15 protein-coding genes and 1 tRNA gene are annotated in these 17,729 nt (G+C 33.4%); 8 read left to right on the forward strand and 8 right to left on the reverse strand.

Going from position 1 to position 17,729, the window contains the following annotated elements; genetic code table 11:
- Nucleotides 1–144: 144 nt before the first annotated feature.
- Nucleotides 145–915 carry a hypothetical protein gene (locus tag LQV47_RS15910; RefSeq protein WP_230038548.1) on the forward strand — a complete coding sequence of 257 codons (771 nt, stop codon included), beginning with the start codon at nucleotides 145–147 and terminating at the stop codon, nucleotides 913–915.
- Nucleotides 916–955: 40 nt separating this feature from the next.
- Here the strand turns inward: LQV47_RS15910 and LQV47_RS15915 are convergent, their stop codons facing one another.
- Entirely contained in the window at nucleotides 956–1,207 is a 252-nt protein-coding gene (locus tag LQV47_RS15915) for a hypothetical protein (protein ID WP_230038550.1), read from the reverse strand.
- 232 nt (nucleotides 1,208–1,439) lie between these two features.
- Between LQV47_RS15915 and LQV47_RS15920 the strand changes: the two genes are divergently transcribed.
- Nucleotides 1,440–1,524: transfer RNA gene (locus tag LQV47_RS15920), tRNA-Ser, on the forward strand.
- Nucleotides 1,525–1,715: 191 nt separating this feature from the next.
- On the opposite strand, the gene LQV47_RS15925 is transcribed toward LQV47_RS15920, so the two are convergent.
- A complete protein-coding gene (locus tag LQV47_RS15925; protein WP_230038552.1) occupies nucleotides 1,716–3,401 on the reverse strand; it encodes a recombinase family protein in 1,686 nt (561 codons plus the stop codon).
- Nucleotides 3,402–3,860: 459 nt separating this feature from the next.
- On the opposite strand from LQV47_RS15925, the gene LQV47_RS15930 reads away from it, so the two are divergent.
- From LQV47_RS15930 to LQV47_RS15945, 4 genes are all read left to right on the forward strand, one after another.
- On the forward strand, nucleotides 3,861–7,103 hold the full coding sequence (locus tag LQV47_RS15930) for a DEAD/DEAH box helicase family protein (protein WP_230038554.1): 3,243 nt from the start codon (nucleotides 3,861–3,863) through the stop codon (nucleotides 7,101–7,103).
- Nucleotides 7,104–7,419: 316 nt separating this feature from the next.
- Nucleotides 7,420–8,220: a hypothetical protein gene (locus LQV47_RS15935; RefSeq protein WP_230038556.1), complete on the forward strand. Its 801-nt coding sequence runs from the start codon at nucleotides 7,420–7,422 to the stop codon at nucleotides 8,218–8,220.
- A gap of 256 nt (nucleotides 8,221–8,476) precedes the next feature.
- Nucleotides 8,477–8,806 carry a hypothetical protein gene (locus LQV47_RS15940; RefSeq protein WP_230038558.1) on the forward strand — a complete coding sequence of 110 codons (330 nt, stop codon included), beginning with the start codon at nucleotides 8,477–8,479 and terminating at the stop codon, nucleotides 8,804–8,806.
- A gap of 4 nt (nucleotides 8,807–8,810) precedes the next feature.
- Nucleotides 8,811–10,592 carry a hypothetical protein gene (locus LQV47_RS15945; RefSeq protein ID WP_230038560.1) on the forward strand — a complete coding sequence of 594 codons (1,782 nt, stop codon included), beginning with the start codon at nucleotides 8,811–8,813 and terminating at the stop codon, nucleotides 10,590–10,592.
- A 491-nt stretch (nucleotides 10,593–11,083) separates the two neighbouring features.
- On the opposite strand, the gene LQV47_RS15950 is transcribed toward LQV47_RS15945, so the two are convergent.
- The 3 genes from LQV47_RS15950 to LQV47_RS15960 all read right to left on the reverse strand — a co-directional run bounded on the left by LQV47_RS15950 (nucleotide 11,084) and on the right by LQV47_RS15960 (nucleotide 14,437).
- Nucleotides 11,084–11,734 carry a DUF6624 domain-containing protein gene (locus LQV47_RS15950; protein WP_230038562.1) on the reverse strand — a complete coding sequence of 217 codons (651 nt, stop codon included), beginning with the start codon at nucleotides 11,732–11,734 and terminating at the stop codon, nucleotides 11,084–11,086.
- Nucleotides 11,735–12,396: 662 nt separating this feature from the next.
- The gene (locus LQV47_RS15955) at nucleotides 12,397–13,125 is read right to left on the reverse strand and encodes an NAD(P)-dependent oxidoreductase (protein WP_230038564.1); all 729 of its coding nucleotides are present in this window, start codon (nucleotides 13,123–13,125) and stop codon (nucleotides 12,397–12,399) included.
- A gap of 124 nt (nucleotides 13,126–13,249) precedes the next feature.
- Nucleotides 13,250–14,437 (reverse strand): MFS transporter, encoded by a 1,188-nt coding sequence (locus tag LQV47_RS15960; RefSeq protein WP_230038566.1) that lies wholly within the window; start codon nucleotides 14,435–14,437, stop codon nucleotides 13,250–13,252.
- 88 nt (nucleotides 14,438–14,525) lie between these two features.
- On the opposite strand from LQV47_RS15960, the gene LQV47_RS15965 reads away from it, so the two are divergent.
- A complete protein-coding gene (locus LQV47_RS15965) occupies nucleotides 14,526–15,374 on the forward strand; it encodes an AraC family transcriptional regulator (protein WP_230038568.1) in 849 nt (282 codons plus the stop codon).
- Between the two features lie 9 nt (nucleotides 15,375–15,383).
- Here LQV47_RS15965 and LQV47_RS15970 read toward each other — a convergent pair whose 3' ends face one another.
- A complete protein-coding gene (locus LQV47_RS15970; protein WP_230038570.1) occupies nucleotides 15,384–15,836 on the reverse strand; it encodes a hypothetical protein in 453 nt (150 codons plus the stop codon).
- A gap of 330 nt (nucleotides 15,837–16,166) precedes the next feature.
- Nucleotides 16,167–16,403 carry a hypothetical protein gene (locus LQV47_RS15975; protein ID WP_230038572.1) on the reverse strand — a complete coding sequence of 79 codons (237 nt, stop codon included), beginning with the start codon at nucleotides 16,401–16,403 and terminating at the stop codon, nucleotides 16,167–16,169.
- Nucleotides 16,404–16,417: 14 nt separating this feature from the next.
- On the opposite strand from LQV47_RS15975, the gene LQV47_RS15980 reads away from it, so the two are divergent.
- On the forward strand, nucleotides 16,418–16,609 hold the full coding sequence (locus tag LQV47_RS15980; RefSeq protein WP_230038573.1) for a cold-shock protein: 192 nt from the start codon (nucleotides 16,418–16,420) through the stop codon (nucleotides 16,607–16,609).
- A 494-nt stretch (nucleotides 16,610–17,103) separates the two neighbouring features.
- Here LQV47_RS15980 and LQV47_RS15985 read toward each other — a convergent pair whose 3' ends face one another.
- Nucleotides 17,104–17,385, reverse strand: coding sequence for a DUF3817 domain-containing protein (locus LQV47_RS15985; protein ID WP_230038575.1), 282 nt, complete (start codon nucleotides 17,383–17,385; stop codon nucleotides 17,104–17,106).
- Nucleotides 17,386–17,729: the final 344 nt, after the last annotated feature.

Here is a 17,729-nt window from a genome sequence, read left to right on the forward strand (position 1 = left end):
TCATTATGATTCCAAAATTTAATTGGCTTTAAATTACAAAAAATTGTAAATATGTGCTGTGAAATACTACTCTGACATTTATTTTAAACTGAAAACAATATTTTGTCAGAATTGACATTTTAAAATAAGGAATAAACAATAACTATGAATACAATAATCCCTCATTTTTTAAATTATAAATGGTTATCAATCATTGCAATGGTGGCGGTCTGCGGCTGTTCTGAGTCTGGTAAGAAACAAAATATTCCGGAAAAAAATAAACAGGAAGTTGCAGTGACAAAACCGGCACCGGCTGTACCTGTTACAGATGCCCGGAAAGAACCTGCTGAATTTGTGCCCAAAGGATTTAGTGTTTTTGAAAAATCCTATGGAGATTTGAATAAAGATGGGGTAGAAGACTGTATTCTCATCATTAAAAAAATTGACAAAGAGAATATTATTACTGATGAACATCGGGGAAAACTGGACAGGAATCGCCGCGGTATCATTGTCCTCTTTAAAACAAAAGGCGGTTACGAATTAGCATCAGAAAACATTGATTGTTTTTCATCAGAAAATGAAGAAGGAGGCGCATATTATGCCCCGGAACTGATGGTGTATGCTGAAAAAGGAAATTTACATATTCATTATGCCCATGGCAGATATGGCTATTGGAAGTATATTTTCAGATTTCAGAATTCTGATTTTGAGCTGATCGGCTATGAAGACAGCTCGAACACAGGTCCTGTGGTCAACAGTACAACGAGTATTAATTTCTCTACAAAAAAGAAACTGACAAAAGTTAATACCAATGAAAATGCAGAAAGTGGAGATGAAGTCTTCGAAAGTACCTGGACAACCGTTACAATGCCAAAATTACTCAGGCTTTCGGAAATTAAAAACTTCGATGAACTTGAGCTGTCATCTATGGAATAGAGGTACAGGTTTTTTAAGGATAAAAAAGTTTTGAACGTTTTTATTTAGCCCCTGTTAAAACAGCAATCCTTGTCTTTGCATAGGTTATTTGTTCCTTTTCTTTCTTCTGTTCCGGTTTGTTTTTAAGGTATAAATTATAATTGGCTACAGCATTTTTGGGCTGTTTAAGGCTGTGGTCGTAGAGAAGGCCCAGCTGATAGTAAATCCCATTGCCTGCTTTAAATGTTAATCCTCTTTTATAGGCCGTTAATGCATCATTGAATTGATTTTTAGCTTCATGAATTCCTGCCAATGTACTATAATATAGGGCGGTGTGGCCTGATATTGCTTCATCAATGGTTTCTTAAGCATAGGTTGCCGTTTTGTCATAATCTTAAATAAGTTGATTGCCTGAAAAGCCTTGTGTTTAGGATGAAAAGAAGTAAGCCTTAGAAAATATTAATTTTTGTTGAAAAATATTTTGCCAGTATTAAAAAACTTTCTATATTTGCACCACTGAAAACAACGATAACATCGGAGTTTAAGGAGAGATGGCAGAGTGGTCGATTGCGATAGTCTTGAAAACTATTGACTGTAACAGGTCCGGGGGTTCGAATCCCTCTCTCTCCGCTTAGGGAGACGTTTATTTTTAAACGTCTCCTTTTTTTATGATTATTATGTGTTGATTTTCAATTCATTAAATTGTTTTGAAATAATGCAAAGATGTGTTCGGATTTTGTGCTGTTTCCTTAAACGAAAAGATATTCGTCTTTAGAACAGCCTATTATCAATTATTATGTGTTCGATATTCCTCTAACCATTCAATTTCGTACTTCAAAATCATCATCTTTTTTGAAAGAAGCAGCTAGCATGTATAGGAAATCTAAAATAACAATTGCTTCATCTTCATTCATATGTATCCCATTTTTTCTCAGGGTCTTTCTCGCCTCAATGGTAGAAATCATTCGTCCAGAAAAATATTTTGTACTCCCGTTGATGTTTTTCTCGATAGTTTTTAAAGCTTTATCAGTTCTTGTATTGATAACTCCATCATACATTGTTATTCTTTTTAGAATAGGGTTGATTTGTATAGTTTTAAAGTCTTTTTGGGATATATTTATTTCAGAAGGTGTAAACATACTTGCAATGTGTCTTTTACCAACGAAGTCCTGAATGTTATAGACTTGAAAAATATTAATAGGATCTTTTGACCCTATTTCTTTATAAAAATCCATATTCAATTTCTGTGTGAGATGCTGTAATCTCTCATTTAAACTGTGAGTAATTTGTTTATGTTCCTTTTTAGTATCTCTGAAATCTTCAAAATCTATTTTTCCAGCCAGTAAGTATCTTCTTGCTTTTGCTAGGAGCCCTTTATTCTGAGAAATTTCTGCAAGGACGCTTTTTTTATCATTCAATGCTTGCCTTCTAATGATGAATATATTTTCATCTTCGAGAATGAGATCAAAAAGTTCATTTACATTCGGAAGAAGGGTAATGTTTTTTAAAAGGCTTTCATATGATTTTTCTAGAAAATCTGCTCTAAACCTGCCTTTGCATTTAGATGTACTACAATGATAATATCTGTATTTCTTACTTTTGCCCTGAGATATACTTCCTGTAAGCTTTCGTCTACAAAAAGGACAATTTATGAGTCCTCTGAGAGGGAATAGAAATTTTGTCTGAAGTTTTGAGGCATTCTGTTTACGCTTACTTTTAAGTAATAACTGAACTGTTCGGAAAAGGTTCTCTGTTATGATTGGTTTATGAACTCCTTTGACATATTGAACTTCTTCATTTTTAGTTGCTTTAACCGTAATTATTCCACAATAAATAGGATTGTGCAATATCTTCCAGAAATTATTCTTGCTGCATAGCAGACCTTTTTGGACAGTCATTGTTCTCACCTGGCTGATTGAATATGTACCAGTAGCAAACTGTTCAAAAGCCCATTTGATTAAATCTGCCTGTGGCTGTTTAGGTCTCATGATTTTTCTACCTTCTTGTGTTGACTGGTTTATATATCCCATTGGAGCTTTTCCTGGCCATCTCCCCATCTTTCGAGCCCTGCGTATCCCATCAGAGGCATTTCTGCCTCTTCTGTTGTTTTCGGCTTCTGGGATTGAAAGATATACAGCAAGCATCACAATACTTTCAGGCACATCGAAATCTATTGGTTGGTCAATAGCGAATGGTTTTGTATTTAAGCTTTTTAATATACCAAGCATTTGATAGGCATATTCAATATTACGGCTAAATCGATCCCACTTAATGAATAGTATATTCTCTGCAGGCCTTTTTCTGTTATTTTTTAAAGTTTTAATTATTTTTTTCCATTCAGGCCGATTAAAGTCCTTTGCTGAAAAATCTTCCCTGAAGATTCCTTTGACAACAATTTGGTTCAGTTCACAATATTTCAACAATCTTTCTTCCTGTTCGGGAAGAGAATAGCCTTTTCTCATTTGTTCATCAGTACTAACTCTGACATATAAATACGCTGATTTCATAAGTATAGGGTTTATGAAATATCAACGTGTAAAGAGTAGTACTTTATTTGAAATAAAATTAAGCCTTGATAGAAATGGGGTGTAATATGAGTATTAGTCAGTCCTAAGTATGATAAAGGAATTTAATTAATGTTTTAATTATAGTATATACCACCAATAATTTTGGAGTTGGGTAGTATTGCAACAAATACAGAAGTAGATAGTTACTGATTCGCCCATGTTTATATTTTGCTTTGCATTTCTGAACATGGGATGGCGCCATTTTATTTCATTTAGATTGACTAGATTTCTGAAGATCTTCCATAATATTTAGGTATCTACATCTAAGACCATAACAAATGTGGCTTCCCGTAATTATTCAACTTCTTTTTTTATTAGATTTGTTTACAACTCATTTTATATTGTGATCTGTATAAAATCTATAAACTATTAATCAATAGCTAACTTATATTTAGAATAATGTTGAATCTTCCAAGAATATCAAAGCTAATCTTTGAAAACAATGGCAATGAAATATGGCAATATTTCGGCGAAAAGACTCCTCTTGATAACGCTCAAATTTTAAATAATGCTCCATTTATTATTGAATGCTCAGGAATTAATTATTATTTGACAAATGATAAAAACGATCCCAATCTCGAAGCTTACGAATATGTATTATTAGTGTCGAAGAAACCAACAAAAGCAGATTTTAATGCTAAAAAAATAATATTTAAATATTGGCTAAAGCATCCTCTCTTCCAAGATAAAACTTCATCTGATGTTATTAATACCTGGCAGAACAAATTTCAGTTCGTAAAAGAGAATGAATATTTGGGCATTAAAGGACTAAGACAACCACAAATCGGTGCATTATATTCAATATTAGCCCACTTTCAAAATGCTGATGATAAAGCTATAGTAGTAATGCCAACGGGTACCGGGAAAACGGAAACAATGTTATCGACTCTGATTGCCAATTGTTGTGATAGATTATTGGTTTCTGTTCCTTCAGACTCTCTAAGAACTCAAATTTCAGAAAAATTTATAACCCTTGGCTTGCTCAAAGAATTTAATGTTGTTGATTCTTCTTGTCTTAACCCTATTGTGGGAATAATAAATCATGGTTTTGCTACTGTTGAAGAATTTCAGGAATTCATCTTAAAATGCAATGTGGTTGTATCAACAATGAATCTCTTAACAGAGTTATCAGTTCAGCAAAAAATAATACTAAATAATTCTTTTTCTCATTTTTTTGTTGATGAGGCGCATCATTCAGAAGCTAAAACGTGGAAAGCATTAATTGAGAGATTTGATCCTGAAAAAGTGATTCTTTTTACAGCAACACCTTTCAGAAATGATGGTAAACTTTTACAAGGGAAGGTGATTTTTAATTTTTCTTTACGAAAAGCTCAAGAACAAAAGTATTATAAGACAATAAACTATTTGCCTATTCGGGAATATAATAAAAAATTAGCCGATGAGAAAATTGCTGAAAAAGCAATTCAACAATTAGAAAGTGATATAGCGAACGGTCATAACCATATTGTTATGGCACGATGCATGAGTAAACCGCGTGCAAAGGAAGTTTTTGAATATTATCAGAAATATCCTGAGCATAATCCAATTTTAATTTACACAGGTATTGGAGGATTGAATGATAAAATTGAAGCCATAAAAAAAAGGAAACATTCAATAATTGTTTGTGTAAATATGCTTGGAGAAGGATTTGATTTACCCAGTTTAAAAATCGCAGCCATTCATGATGAAAGACAAAGCCTTCCTATAACATTACAGTTTATAGGAAGATTTACCAGAACATCTTATGACGAGTTGGGTAATGCTAGTTTTATTACAAATATTGCCTATCCGCCAATTCATGAAGAGTTGGATCAATTGTATGCAAGAAATGCAGACTGGAATTTAATTTTACCGCGTTTAAGTGCTAATGCCACTCAAAGGGAAATCGACATAAAAGAATTTTTAGATGGATTTAACAACCTAAATGAATCAATTATTCCATTTGCACAAATAAATCCAGCACTTAGCACTATAATTTATAAAACTAATATTAGAGATTGGAAGCCTAACAAGGAACACTGGGAAGATTTGTTTTCCAATTACGAGCATGTATTTGCTGATACAAATCATCGAGATACAATTGTGATTGTCTTAGGGAAAATTGAGAAAATTGAGTGGGGTACTTTTGAAACTGTTCAAAATTTGAAATGGGATATAATAATTGTCCATTGGGATTTACGGCCTAATATCAATAGGATTTTTTTAAACACCTCATTAAAACAATTTTCTGGAAAAGATCTTTTAGAGAGAGTTTTTGAAAATGGTGATATAGACCTTATTTCAGGTATGAATGTATTTAGAATATTTCATAATGTTAACAGACTTTCACTTTTTAATGTTGGTACAAGAAAAGGAATCGGGCAGGATATAACTTTCCAATCATACTTTGGAAAAGGAGTGCATGACGGCATTAAAAAATTAGAACAAGGTACATTAATAAAGAACAATATATTCGGTGTTGGATATAAAGATGGTGAGAAGATTTCACTGGGCTGTTCAGTAAAAGGAAAAATTTGGTCGTACCAAAGAGGAAACTTGGATGAGTTAACCAAATGGTGTAAGGATATTGGAAGTATTGTTGAGAATGATGCAATAGACCCCAATGTTGTGTTAGAGCATACATTAGCAATTGAAAAATTAAGCCAGCGACCACTTGACGTAATGCCTATTTTAATAGATTGGAATCCAGAAATGTATGAAAACATTGAAAATAGATACAAATTAAATATTAATGGTATTTTATATGATTTTGCACATGTAGAACTTAATTTAAAAGATCCAACTCTCGATGGGCCACTAAAGTTTTCAGTTGATACAGACCAGTTTTCGGTTTTGTTTCAAATTGATTTAAGTTTTAATCCTATAACAAATGAATCATTTTATGATTTAATTCAATTAACAAATGAAACTTGTTTTATTTTATTTGGAAATAATAATAGTGAAACACTATTACAGTTTTTTAAAGATAATGTTCCTACGATTTGGTTTGCTGACGAATCACAGCTGTTTGGAAACCAATATGTGAGAATAAAGAACCAACCAGACTTAATTTCTAAAGACGATATTATTACAGATGAATGGCTGGGAGTGGATATAAAGAAAGAATCACAAGATATTGCCCCTTACATTCAGGATTCCATACAATATTATTTTATTGAAAAAATAAAGGATGAATTTCAAATAATTTATGATGACGATGGAAAAGGAGAAATTGCAGATATTATTGGTATTAATGATACTGGTGACACAATAGATATTCATTTGTATCACTTAAAATTTGCTTTAGAAAGAAGGGTTGGTAATGATATTGATAATTTTTATCAAGTCTGTGGGCAGGCACAAAAATCCTTGAAATGGAAACATAAGGATGGTAGAGAACTATTTGCACATTTATTTAAAAGAATGACAAAAACATTAAAGGAGAATTCATGTAGCCGCCTAATTAAGGGGACTGAAGATGACTTAGAAAACTTGTTACAACAAGCCAAATGGACAAAAAAAATCCGTTATCATATGTACATTGTTCAACCAGCTTTAAGTAAGGCAAATGCATCGCATGATATTTTATTGCTTTTAGGAAATGTTCAACATTACCTTGCAACCGTTGGAAACATAGATTTAAAAGTTTATTCAAGTAGGTAAATAAATCAAGTATTTAATTTCATTCAGAAACATCAAAATAGGGAGTAGATGTTTTACTGTGATCCTTCTCAGCCAAATGACGCTATTTTACTTTATTTATATTGATTAGTTTTCTGGAGATTTTCCATAAATGCTTAGGTATCTGTATGGAAGCTCTTAACTAAATATGGTTTCTCGTAATTATTCAACTTCTTTTTTTATTAGATTTACAATTCCAATCAAAGACGGAATTACTATTAATTCATGGTGATAAAAGGGATACCGATTTTTTTTTATAAATTCACAATTGAAAAACGAAGTAATCAATGAAGTAAATATGTACGCAACCAAATGTGGCCCTTTTAACGGAGATTCCTGGGAGGATCTTATTCAAATATGTTTGAGGCTAAAATATGAATCCGAACATTATCAATCAATACCAGCATCACCTGGAGACTCGGGTATTGAAGGTTTTACTAGAACAGGAAAGGTTTTCCAATGTTATTGCCCGGATAATAACATGACGTCCGCTGCCCTTTATGAAAAACAGCGTGATAAAATTACAAAGGATACAAATAAACTTTCACTTTACAAAGACCGTTTAACGCTATTTTTTGGGCAAACCAAAATAAAGGAATGGATATTTGTAACACCGGAGTATAGAATGAATGAACTTGTTATTCATTGTAACAACAAAGCGGAAGAAATTAGGAGTTTAAACCTTCCTTTCATTGATAAGGATTTTAGGATTGTAATTCATGATATCGATAACTTCGTTAAAGAGATTCCTATTGCATTAAATGGCAATGGACAGAAGTTAATGATCAATCCGGAAGATTCCGATGCCGGAACCATGACCTCGTGGAAGGAGCAAGAAAATGAACTTGTTGATAACGCTATTAGAAAACATACGAAAAGATTTTCTCCTAACGCTGCTGGGGTTACCGAAAAAGTAAATGTCCTCACAGAAAATACCATTAAAAGCTACTTTGATCGTGAATCAATATTGGGCAGATGGCAACGCCTTCATCCACAGGATTATGACAAATTCTTGATATTGATGTCGCAGGTAGAAACGACTGAAGGGAGCAATGTATGTTCCCAAACGAAGACAATAATGTGTTATATAGAAGCCTAAGAACTTTGGTAGAAAAAAAGCTTAGGGAAAATTTTACTTATTTGGATGACACAACAATAACCAACTTAACAAATGGTGTTATCGCAGATTGGCTTTTGCGTTGCCCATTAGATTTTGAATAGTAATGCAAGGAAAAATACAAACGCTTCGGTTTACCAAAAGAGCAATACCCATACCGGCTGATTATAGGCCATTATATAAGATTTCCCATATTCTTTTAATTTTATTCATGTCCTGCCGATCAGGAAAGTCTTCTATGATGAAGCTTCACTTTTTGTGCTGGGCCATAAAAACCAAAACAAATACTTTAACAGTAAGCGGATGGATTAAAAACAAATTCTCGAATCATCTTCATATTTGGGGAATAGAACCCACTGTTAATCGTGCCCTCACGTTTGCTGTTTCCGACAATTTGATAGAAAATAATGGCGCGGATTTTATAATTACAACAAAAGGTAAAGACTTGGTAAAAGCTATTTTAAAAGATAAAGAACTTTTTATTCGGGAGAAAGAATTTTTATCTGGTATTGGCAAGAACACTATTACCGAAACGCAAATCACCCAATTAGCCCAAAAATTTTTTTAAAACCATGTTACAAATTAATGCACTTCGCTTAGAGATTAATACCACCAATGGACTTTATGGTGCATTCTTTCCTTTTGAATCAGGTCTCAATATTATTAGAGCCAACAATACGAGCGGCAAGAGTACGGTCTTTCAATCTATAATATATGCTTTGGGATTTGAAGAATTAATTGGAGGGAAGAATGAAAAGACAATGCAGTCTGTATTGAAAGATGCCGTGCTTGATGGAGTTCATCAATACAATGTTTTGCAATCTGCTGTTTTACTTGAAATTTCTAATGGAGAAAAATTGGCCACAATAAGGCGTAGTGTAATAAATGAAAATCGAAAACCTCAATTGGTAGATGTAATTGATGGGCCAATGCTGACGAATCCCGAAGGAAACTACGAGATGAGACAAATGTATATCCACGACAGTGGTGCTGCTACAGACAGCCAATATGGCTTCCATGTATTTCTTGAAGAGTTTATAGGATGGAAAGTACCCGATGTTCTTGATAATAGCGGAAATAAAACAAAGCTCTATCTTCCGCTTATTGCACCTTCCTTCATAGTGGAACAAAAATCCGGATGGTCTTCACTGTTTGCCACGATGCCTTTTTATAGGGTGAAAAATGCAGAAGAAAGAGTCATCGAGTTTTTACTAAATCTGGATGTATTCCAAAACGAGCAAACTAAAATTTCATTAAATATAAAGAAGCAGACAGTAATTGCACGATGGCAATCTCTCTATCAAGAGTTCATCAGAGTAGGAGAAAGGTGTAGTGGAGAACTAGCAGGAATGACAGAATCTCCAGCCATCATTAATAACCTATCAGAAGTATATTTCAGAATTTTGAGAAATGAAAAGTACTACCTGGTAGATGAGTTATTGGCTGATCTTCAAAATGAATACGATGAATTAACAAAACAAACTGAAATTACAGTTGGAGATAACATTGGAAAAAATCAATTTCGTTTGACACAGTTAAATGAAAATTTAATTAGGCATAGTTATATGCTGGAGAAATTGGAGAATGAAAGTTATATAGAAAAAGACCAGCTGAAGCAATATATCATACAAAAGAAAAATATTGAAGAGGATCTTGTCAACAATAAGGCAGCAAGAAAAATGCTAAACCTTGGAGCTACTGTGGAATCTCCTTTGTCAGATAACAAATGCCCAACCTGCCATCAGGAGGTAAATGGAACATTACTTCCGGCAGAGGTAGATCAGGTACCGATGGATGTTGAGAAAAATATTGATTTTCTAACAGCCCAATTAAAAATGCTCGGAATATTCGTCAATGGTGAAAGAAAGAAGGTAATTGAAAAAGAAAGGAGGATTAATGATCTCCGAAACCACATTCAGCTTCTAAGGCAACAAATAAGGAATCTTAAGAAAGATTTGACTTCTGATGAAAGGCTTCCTTCTGAAGAGCTTATTGAAAGAAAAATCAATATAAAAAAACTAATTATAGTTTATGAAGCTCTCGTAGAAAATACAGAGGCCTTAAAGAACCGCCTCAAAATACTCTCAAATGAGTGGGAGCGTTTAAAAGGAGTAGAATCAAATTTAGGAGGAGACTTCTTTACGAAACAAGACGATGAAAAAATTCAATTTCTGGAAACTCGTTTCATTACATTATTAACTCATTTCAACTATCAAAGTAAAGACAAAAATGCTATTCGTATATCCCGGGATAAGTATATGCCAATAATAGAAGTAGGTCTTCCAAATGGGAGACTTAAATCTTATGATTTACGGTTTGATTCTTCCGGAAGCGATCATATTCGGGCCATGTAGGCTTATTATATCTCACTTTTAGAAACTTCTTATTCTAAGAATGGGAATCACCCACTTTTATTAATTTTCGACGAACCACAACAACAATCAGCATCTACGAAAGATTTTCATGAGTTTCTAAAAGAATTGTCTTTACAAAAGGAGGCACAAAGTATTGTCTTTGCTTCGTTTCAAAACTCGCAGTCAGATTTTAAAGCTGCAACTAAAGGATTAAACTTTCATGAAATAGAAGGCACTGGAAGATTTATCACTAAAGTTCAAACTCCTGGTGTGATAAACTAAATTTTAATGCCAGAGGTACACAAAACTAATTTTAATGGATTATGCTAAATTAAAATAATATTAAATTGCTGTAAATCAATTATTTAATATTATTTAAGAGTATTAATAATGGTATTAGGTGTTCGACAGGACTCCCTCTCTCTCCGCAAGAAAAAGCCTTAGAATAATTTATTCTAAGGCTTTTTTATTTATTTTTCACGATTTATATATTATTTGTAAAATACAGGTTCTGTAATACCTTCCTTTATTAAAATATTTTTATTCATATTGAAATTCCTTTCTGTCATGAAGTTTAAATATTTTTTCAAAGGTTCAAGATTATATTTTACCCTCCAGCTATCTACATTAATAGTATCAATAAGGCCTATTTTAGGTTTAGCTTGTCCATTTTTTCTATATTCTACCTGAGTGCCAAATAATTGTTTTTCTCCATTATTGATCTTAATTCTATCATATAAAAGAGCATAATTGTCTGGACTCGCATTTTTTTTGCTAACTTCTTTTTTTAAGGATTTCAAAACCTTATTTTGAAAGTCAACAGATTTATCAGAGTGTTGTACAATTGCCCAAAATTGAGTTTCTCCTTTTTCTCCTACTTTACCAATCCCCAAATAACCATATTTTTTATAAAGTAGCTCTGCTTTTTTCGTGTTATCTGCCATCACACTATCCTTAAATGTATTCCATTTTTCACGAGAATAGTTGGCATATTTCCCTTGGGGAATATATGCTGCAACCTGATCTATTTTTCCCATTGCATCTATTTCATTTGCCAAATCTCTTTTTTCAGTGACCGACAATGTATTTTTACAACTTAAGATGGTTAATAAAAGGGAAATAGCAATCATTCTTTTATACATATCTGTTTTTTTAATAAATATAATTTTTATTTTTCCACCAATTCTGATAAACCGTAATATTTTATTGCTTTTTGTTTAACTGGATTTTTACTCCACTCATCCATTCTCCGGTATAGGGATCATAGCCGGATTTCAATGGTTTCGAAATATCTAGACCATCATTATTGCTGCTGGTGCGGTCAGTGTAAGCTCTACAATCCGTACAGATATAGCGAAATTCACAGTCCTTACAAACTTCTATTTTATCTTTGGTAAGATTCCAGTACTTCTTAAAATCCGGATGTTGGAGACTTGCTTCTAAAGTTGTATCTTTTATATTGCCAAAGGTTTATGGCATTGATGGACAGTTTTTTATATTGTCTTCTTTGTCTATTGCCATTTTTTTACGAAGACAAGAATTATAGGCAAAAATTTTTATTCAAACTGTAAAAAGTGAAAAATCAATCATAATCGAAGAATTCTTATATAATGAAACGATGACTTTAAACGCGAAATTATCTTTCCAATGTATCAAGTAAAATGAAAATGCTCCAAAAGGTAGTGATACTTTTAGTATTCAGAAGAAGTGCCACGCAAACTTTTGTAAATTATTGGATTTCAGTATGTAATTATGATGGTCAACTTTGCTGCCCATTATTAATGCTTTTCAAACAGATCTTAATTTACTTTTTAAGCTTAAACAGATCAAAAGAATTATACTGGGGATCATAACCCGTTAGAAGTTTGGTCTTCTGAATGTCAAGTCGCTTGTATGTATTATTAGAAATGGCATTTACTATTTCAAATTTTATATTTTTAGATTCAATGCACAGATGCAGGAGCTGATTTAGATCATCGGGATGCAGGTAGGCACTTAAGTCCCGGGCGTTCATTTCTGTGAAATCCTCCGGAAATTCATAGGCTCCGATCCTAAGACATATAGCGCTTAAATCGCTGCTAAAACAATGATAGGAAAGGAGAGCTTCTCCAAAACATTTGGAAACACCGTATAAGTTTCCGGGCTTTACAGGCATCTCGGGATTAAGTTGAACATCTTTTGGATAGCCTTCTATTGTTTGTGCACTGCTTGCATAAATAATTTTTTTACAACCGGCTGCAATGGCTGCATCAATAACATTCTTTGTTCCAATGATATTGGCGTCCAGTAAATCATCAAATGTAGCATCAGGACTGGCGATGCCGCCCAGATGAATAACAATGTCCACATTTTTACAAGCCTGCATAAGGTGTTCCTTATCCGTAAGATTTCCCTGGAAATATTCAACGGATGCATCCTGAACCTTGGGAAGATGAAGGTCAAAAACTCTCAATTCATATTGAGCTGAAAAGGATTTGATAAAATGGCTTCCAATTTTTCCGGAGCCTCCGGTAATTAATATTTTGTTGCGCATGAGTATTTGTTTATATATATAGAATTTAAAATATTGATAGTTCCAGCTGCATTGTTGCTGACGGGAAACTCCTGCCAGTGCAAAGGTTGTTTTCTATTGAAAGTAATTCGTTGTTACAAAATAATTAACCGTGTTCACATACAGGTGCTGCATGTTTCAATTGTTTTGCCTCTTCATTTTCTGTACTATTTTTCGGAAAGGTTACAAAGCTCAGAATAAATGTTACGGTCAACAATAAAACACTCACCCATAAAACATACTGAACTCCGTAATAGGCACTTACTATCCCGCCGAGAAATGCACCTAAGGAAATTCCAATGTTAAAAGATGAAGTCAATAAGCTGTTAACAAACTCCAGTGCATGATGCGGAACAGACTGTGTGGTCCGGATATTTGAAACCAGGAAACCACCAGTATGGATCATTCCCCAAAAGGAAACAATGATGACCATAGGAGTAAAAATCCCTCCAAGGTAATAGGCAAGAATCTGTACTGTTACTAGAAAGATTAAAAATAGTCTTGCAGTCATAAGTACATTGCGGTTCAATGCAATTCCCATAAGCCAGTTCCCCAGCGTTCCCATACCACCGAAAAGGAGGAGCATCATACTGATCTGAGCACCATCCATCTTTGTAACCTGTTCAAGAAAGGCAGTAAGGTAGGTATAGCTGGCAAACATTGCCGCCAGCGTGGCAATGCTGGAAATCAGGTTGAGCCATAAAAGAGGGCTTTTCAATACGGCTAGCTGATTCTGAGTGGATCTTGTGTTATCTGCAGGAAGAGAGGGGATGAATACTAAAAGGCCAATAAAAGCAATTAAACTTATTGCACTGCTGAGGAAAAATGATGCCTGCCAATGATGGAAGAGGTCTACAGCATAGGTTGTTAAGGGAATTCCGAGCACTGTAGCTAAGCTTAATCCCAACATTACGGTAGACACCCCTTTTGCTCCTTTTTCCTTGAATGCAATAGCTATAGAAATATTCCAGAATAAAGGATGCAGTACCGCCGGTAATATCCTGGCGATCATGAGTGTCGTGAAATTGGTGGAAAATGCAGAGATTAAGTTAGAAAGAACAAATATGCTCATGACCAGGCATAGCAAGAACTTCCGGTTTATTTTGGTCGTAAATGAAGTGATAAAGGGGGAAGAAACAGCTACAGTTATGGCAAAGGCGCTAAGCAGCCATCCTGCCGTATCTATTGATACACCGAACTGCCGGCTAATAGTGGGTAGGATACCAACTATCCCGAATTCAGTGGTAATAATGCCGAAAGCTCCCAGCGCCAGAACATAGATTGATGTTTTCATGAATGCTTATAATTTTGATGTAGCAAATTTGAACAGAAAAATTGTAAAAAATCAGTATATTTTAATGATAAATGGGTATTTTTACCACATGAAAAGAGAGAATATAGATCAATTGGTAAAGGTAGAATACCATCAGGCCGCAAACTGTCCTTTAAAAGACAGTCAATTTTCCTTTTTTCAGATTGTATATGTCATTTCAGGAAAAGGGTTCCTTAAGATCAATAATAATATGGCTTCTTACAGTGAAGGAAGTCTTATTCTCCTGACACCTAATGATCTGCATTATCTGGAAATTGTTGAAAAAACTGATCTTTTGCTCGTAAAGTTCAGTGAACGCTATGTAAAGGAATATAAGTGGAACAGTATTAATTCTATGGAATGTCTATTGTATGGGGCTTCTTTTCTGTCTGGATGTATTTTGCAAAATAAGCCCGACATCGTCTTGGTTGATTCCATTGTAACCTCGCTGCTCCATGGTCTGGAGCATCCTGACCTCTACCATGAGGAACTGACATTACATTATGTGAATGCATTGATTGTAATAGCCGCCAGAAATATTTCAAAGATGAGAGCGGAGAACGTGGCTTCCAATACTGATAAAAGAGTACTGGATATCATCAATTATATCCAGGGTAACATCCATGATCCGGCATTGCTGAAGGTCTCTGCGATATCTCAGAAATTTGGTTTTTCTGAAAGCTATCTTGGAAGTTATTTTAAAAAACAATGTGGAGAAACCGTACAGCATTTTATATTGAATTATAAAATGAGACTGATCGAGCATCGACTTCTTTTCAGTGATATGCGGGTGAATGAAATTGTAACCGAGTTTGGTTTTTCAGATGAAAGTCACCTGAATAAGTTTTTTAAAAAGCAACATAATATGAGCCTGACGGAATTCAAAAAGACGAAAAAGCTTACATCAATGGTTGAATAATCTGGTTTCCTAAATAGTAGCCCAATTATTGTTCTTGGTGTGGAGGTAAATGAATACAGTATTACTTTTGTCTTCTCCAACATCAATTGATCCTGCAGCAAAATCATTTATATTAAAAGAAATATGGCGGTTAAGCCATCTTTTGTATTGAGACCGCCTTTCTCCGGATTTGATATAAAAATCTTCTGCATTTTTATATTGATTGTCCAATTCCTTAACTGTAATAAATATAGAAACCAGAATATCATCTTCAAACCTTAAAGATAAATGGGGGGAACTGTCAGTCAGTTCTATTTCAGCATTGCTAAACTGTACCTGTATCTTATTGCCAAGTACCTGAAGCGGTGTTGATTCTGTGGCAGTGAAGTATTCCAGCAATTCTGTGATCTTGATTAGCCCGGTAATCGTAAAATCATCCAGTTCAATATCGCCATTTAATTTTATTCCTAATTTCCCTGTCATTTTATTGTATTTTGTTGACTGTGTTTATATAACCCAATGCTGAGGTTACCAAAGATCCCGGCCATTCTAATTTTAGAGCAAGATAAAAAAAACAGTTAACGTTGAAGCAACCAATTCACATAAATCAAGAAAATATTATGCTGAAAATCAGAAAGAAGAAATAGGGCGACTATTAAGCATAAGTGCTACAAAAATGGAAAATTGGGAGTATGAAGAAAATGCTGACTATGCGGTTTTGCCAGATCCCGGACAATTCTTTTATGCTGTCCAGGTATAAAAAACACCAAAGATTTTGTTTTTCAATAATTTATGCTTACATTTGTAAAATAATCAGGCTCCTGCCAATGCTTCTTCTGATATTTTGAGGTTACTCTTTTTGCCAGTCTTCGCTTTTTCAGACGCTATTTTTGTCATCAATATATCAGGTAAGTTTCTTTTCCAAATTGAATATTTTTTCAATACGCTAAAAATACCAACTTCATTTTTGTTTACAGATTGATTAATTGCTTTAAAGGTATGGTTATCAGTAAAGTAATGGCAAATGCCAAAAAAATTTAATAAATACATAATTTTATAATATAATGCAACAAGGAACAGTAAAATTCTTTAATGACGCCAAAGGTTTTGGTTTTATTACACCATCAAATGGAGGTCAAGATGTTTTCGTACATACATCAGGTTTAATTAATGAGATACGCGAAAACGACACTGTAACATTCGATTTAGAAAACGGTAAAAAAGGCATTAACGCAGTTAATGTTCGAGTAGTATAAATTCAGTAGAAAGCCTCAAAACTTTCTCAATGTTAAAAAAAAGCAGATAGCATTTATGTTATCTGCTTTTTTCGTATGTTTTCGCATGTAATAACAGACATTAATCTTTCGGTTTATGAAGGATCAGGTTATAAACTTGGGACTAAGCGAATTGGGTTAAATCTAAAACCTCTTGTTTGGATGACATTCAGAAATCTATGCTGCCTTAAATAGAATATGTAATTTTTATATTTGACTTGAAAAATAGAATGGAAATAACATTTTATTTCACGCAAAGGAATAATCATTCGGATGTTCTATTTTTAAGAAAGCAAAGAAAGGCGACTTTGTCGCTGAATAAGCGATATAAAAAGGTTAGCTTTATCAAAATCGATTTCTAATCGATTCATTCTTGGCTCACTTAAAATCAAGCATAATAAAAATAGAACTTTGCGTCAAAGAGAAGTTGTATTGATGTAAGTTTATGCTATCCCCCAACTTTTGCACCTGATCCGTTATGAATATTCTTTTTTCAGATTTTTATCTAATATAAAAGGGGCAAAAGGTAATATTGAAGCAATTAAATAGATTGTAATTCTTTTCAGGCTCCATCTGTATTTTATTGAGGCTAATATAAGAACTACCAGGAATATAAGGAACAGCAGCCCATGAATCCATCCAAAGTATTTTACACCTTCCGTTATATTAAGAATGTATTTTAAAGGCATTGCAATGAACAGTAGAATCAGGTAAGAAATCCCTTCAAGCAACGCTATTTTACGATATATAGTAATCATCCAAACAATTATTTAGAAAAAGATTATTTTTAAACAATAATAACTTATTCCTGTGGAATATACAACAAAGATTTAACTCTCAAAACTTTACCGTTTTTCTATGGTAAAAACAGTCAAATACTATATCTGGTGTTTATATCTGTGGCAAATCATACTGTTAAAATAGGTAAAAAAAATATATAAAATTTATTGATTACACTTGTTTTGTACTTTTGTAAGTATGTTTTGGCTCTTAAAATACTGGAAATTCTGCAGCTGATAATTTGAGTTATAATAAATAAATTGGCTTTCAGTCTTGTTTTGTGTTTATTTTTAATAAAAATAACATTTTAATAGTATAATAA

The organism is Chryseobacterium sp. Bi04 (genome assembly GCF_918698085.1).
In the GTDB taxonomy this organism is placed as follows: Bacteria; Bacteroidota; Bacteroidia; order Flavobacteriales; family Weeksellaceae; genus Chryseobacterium.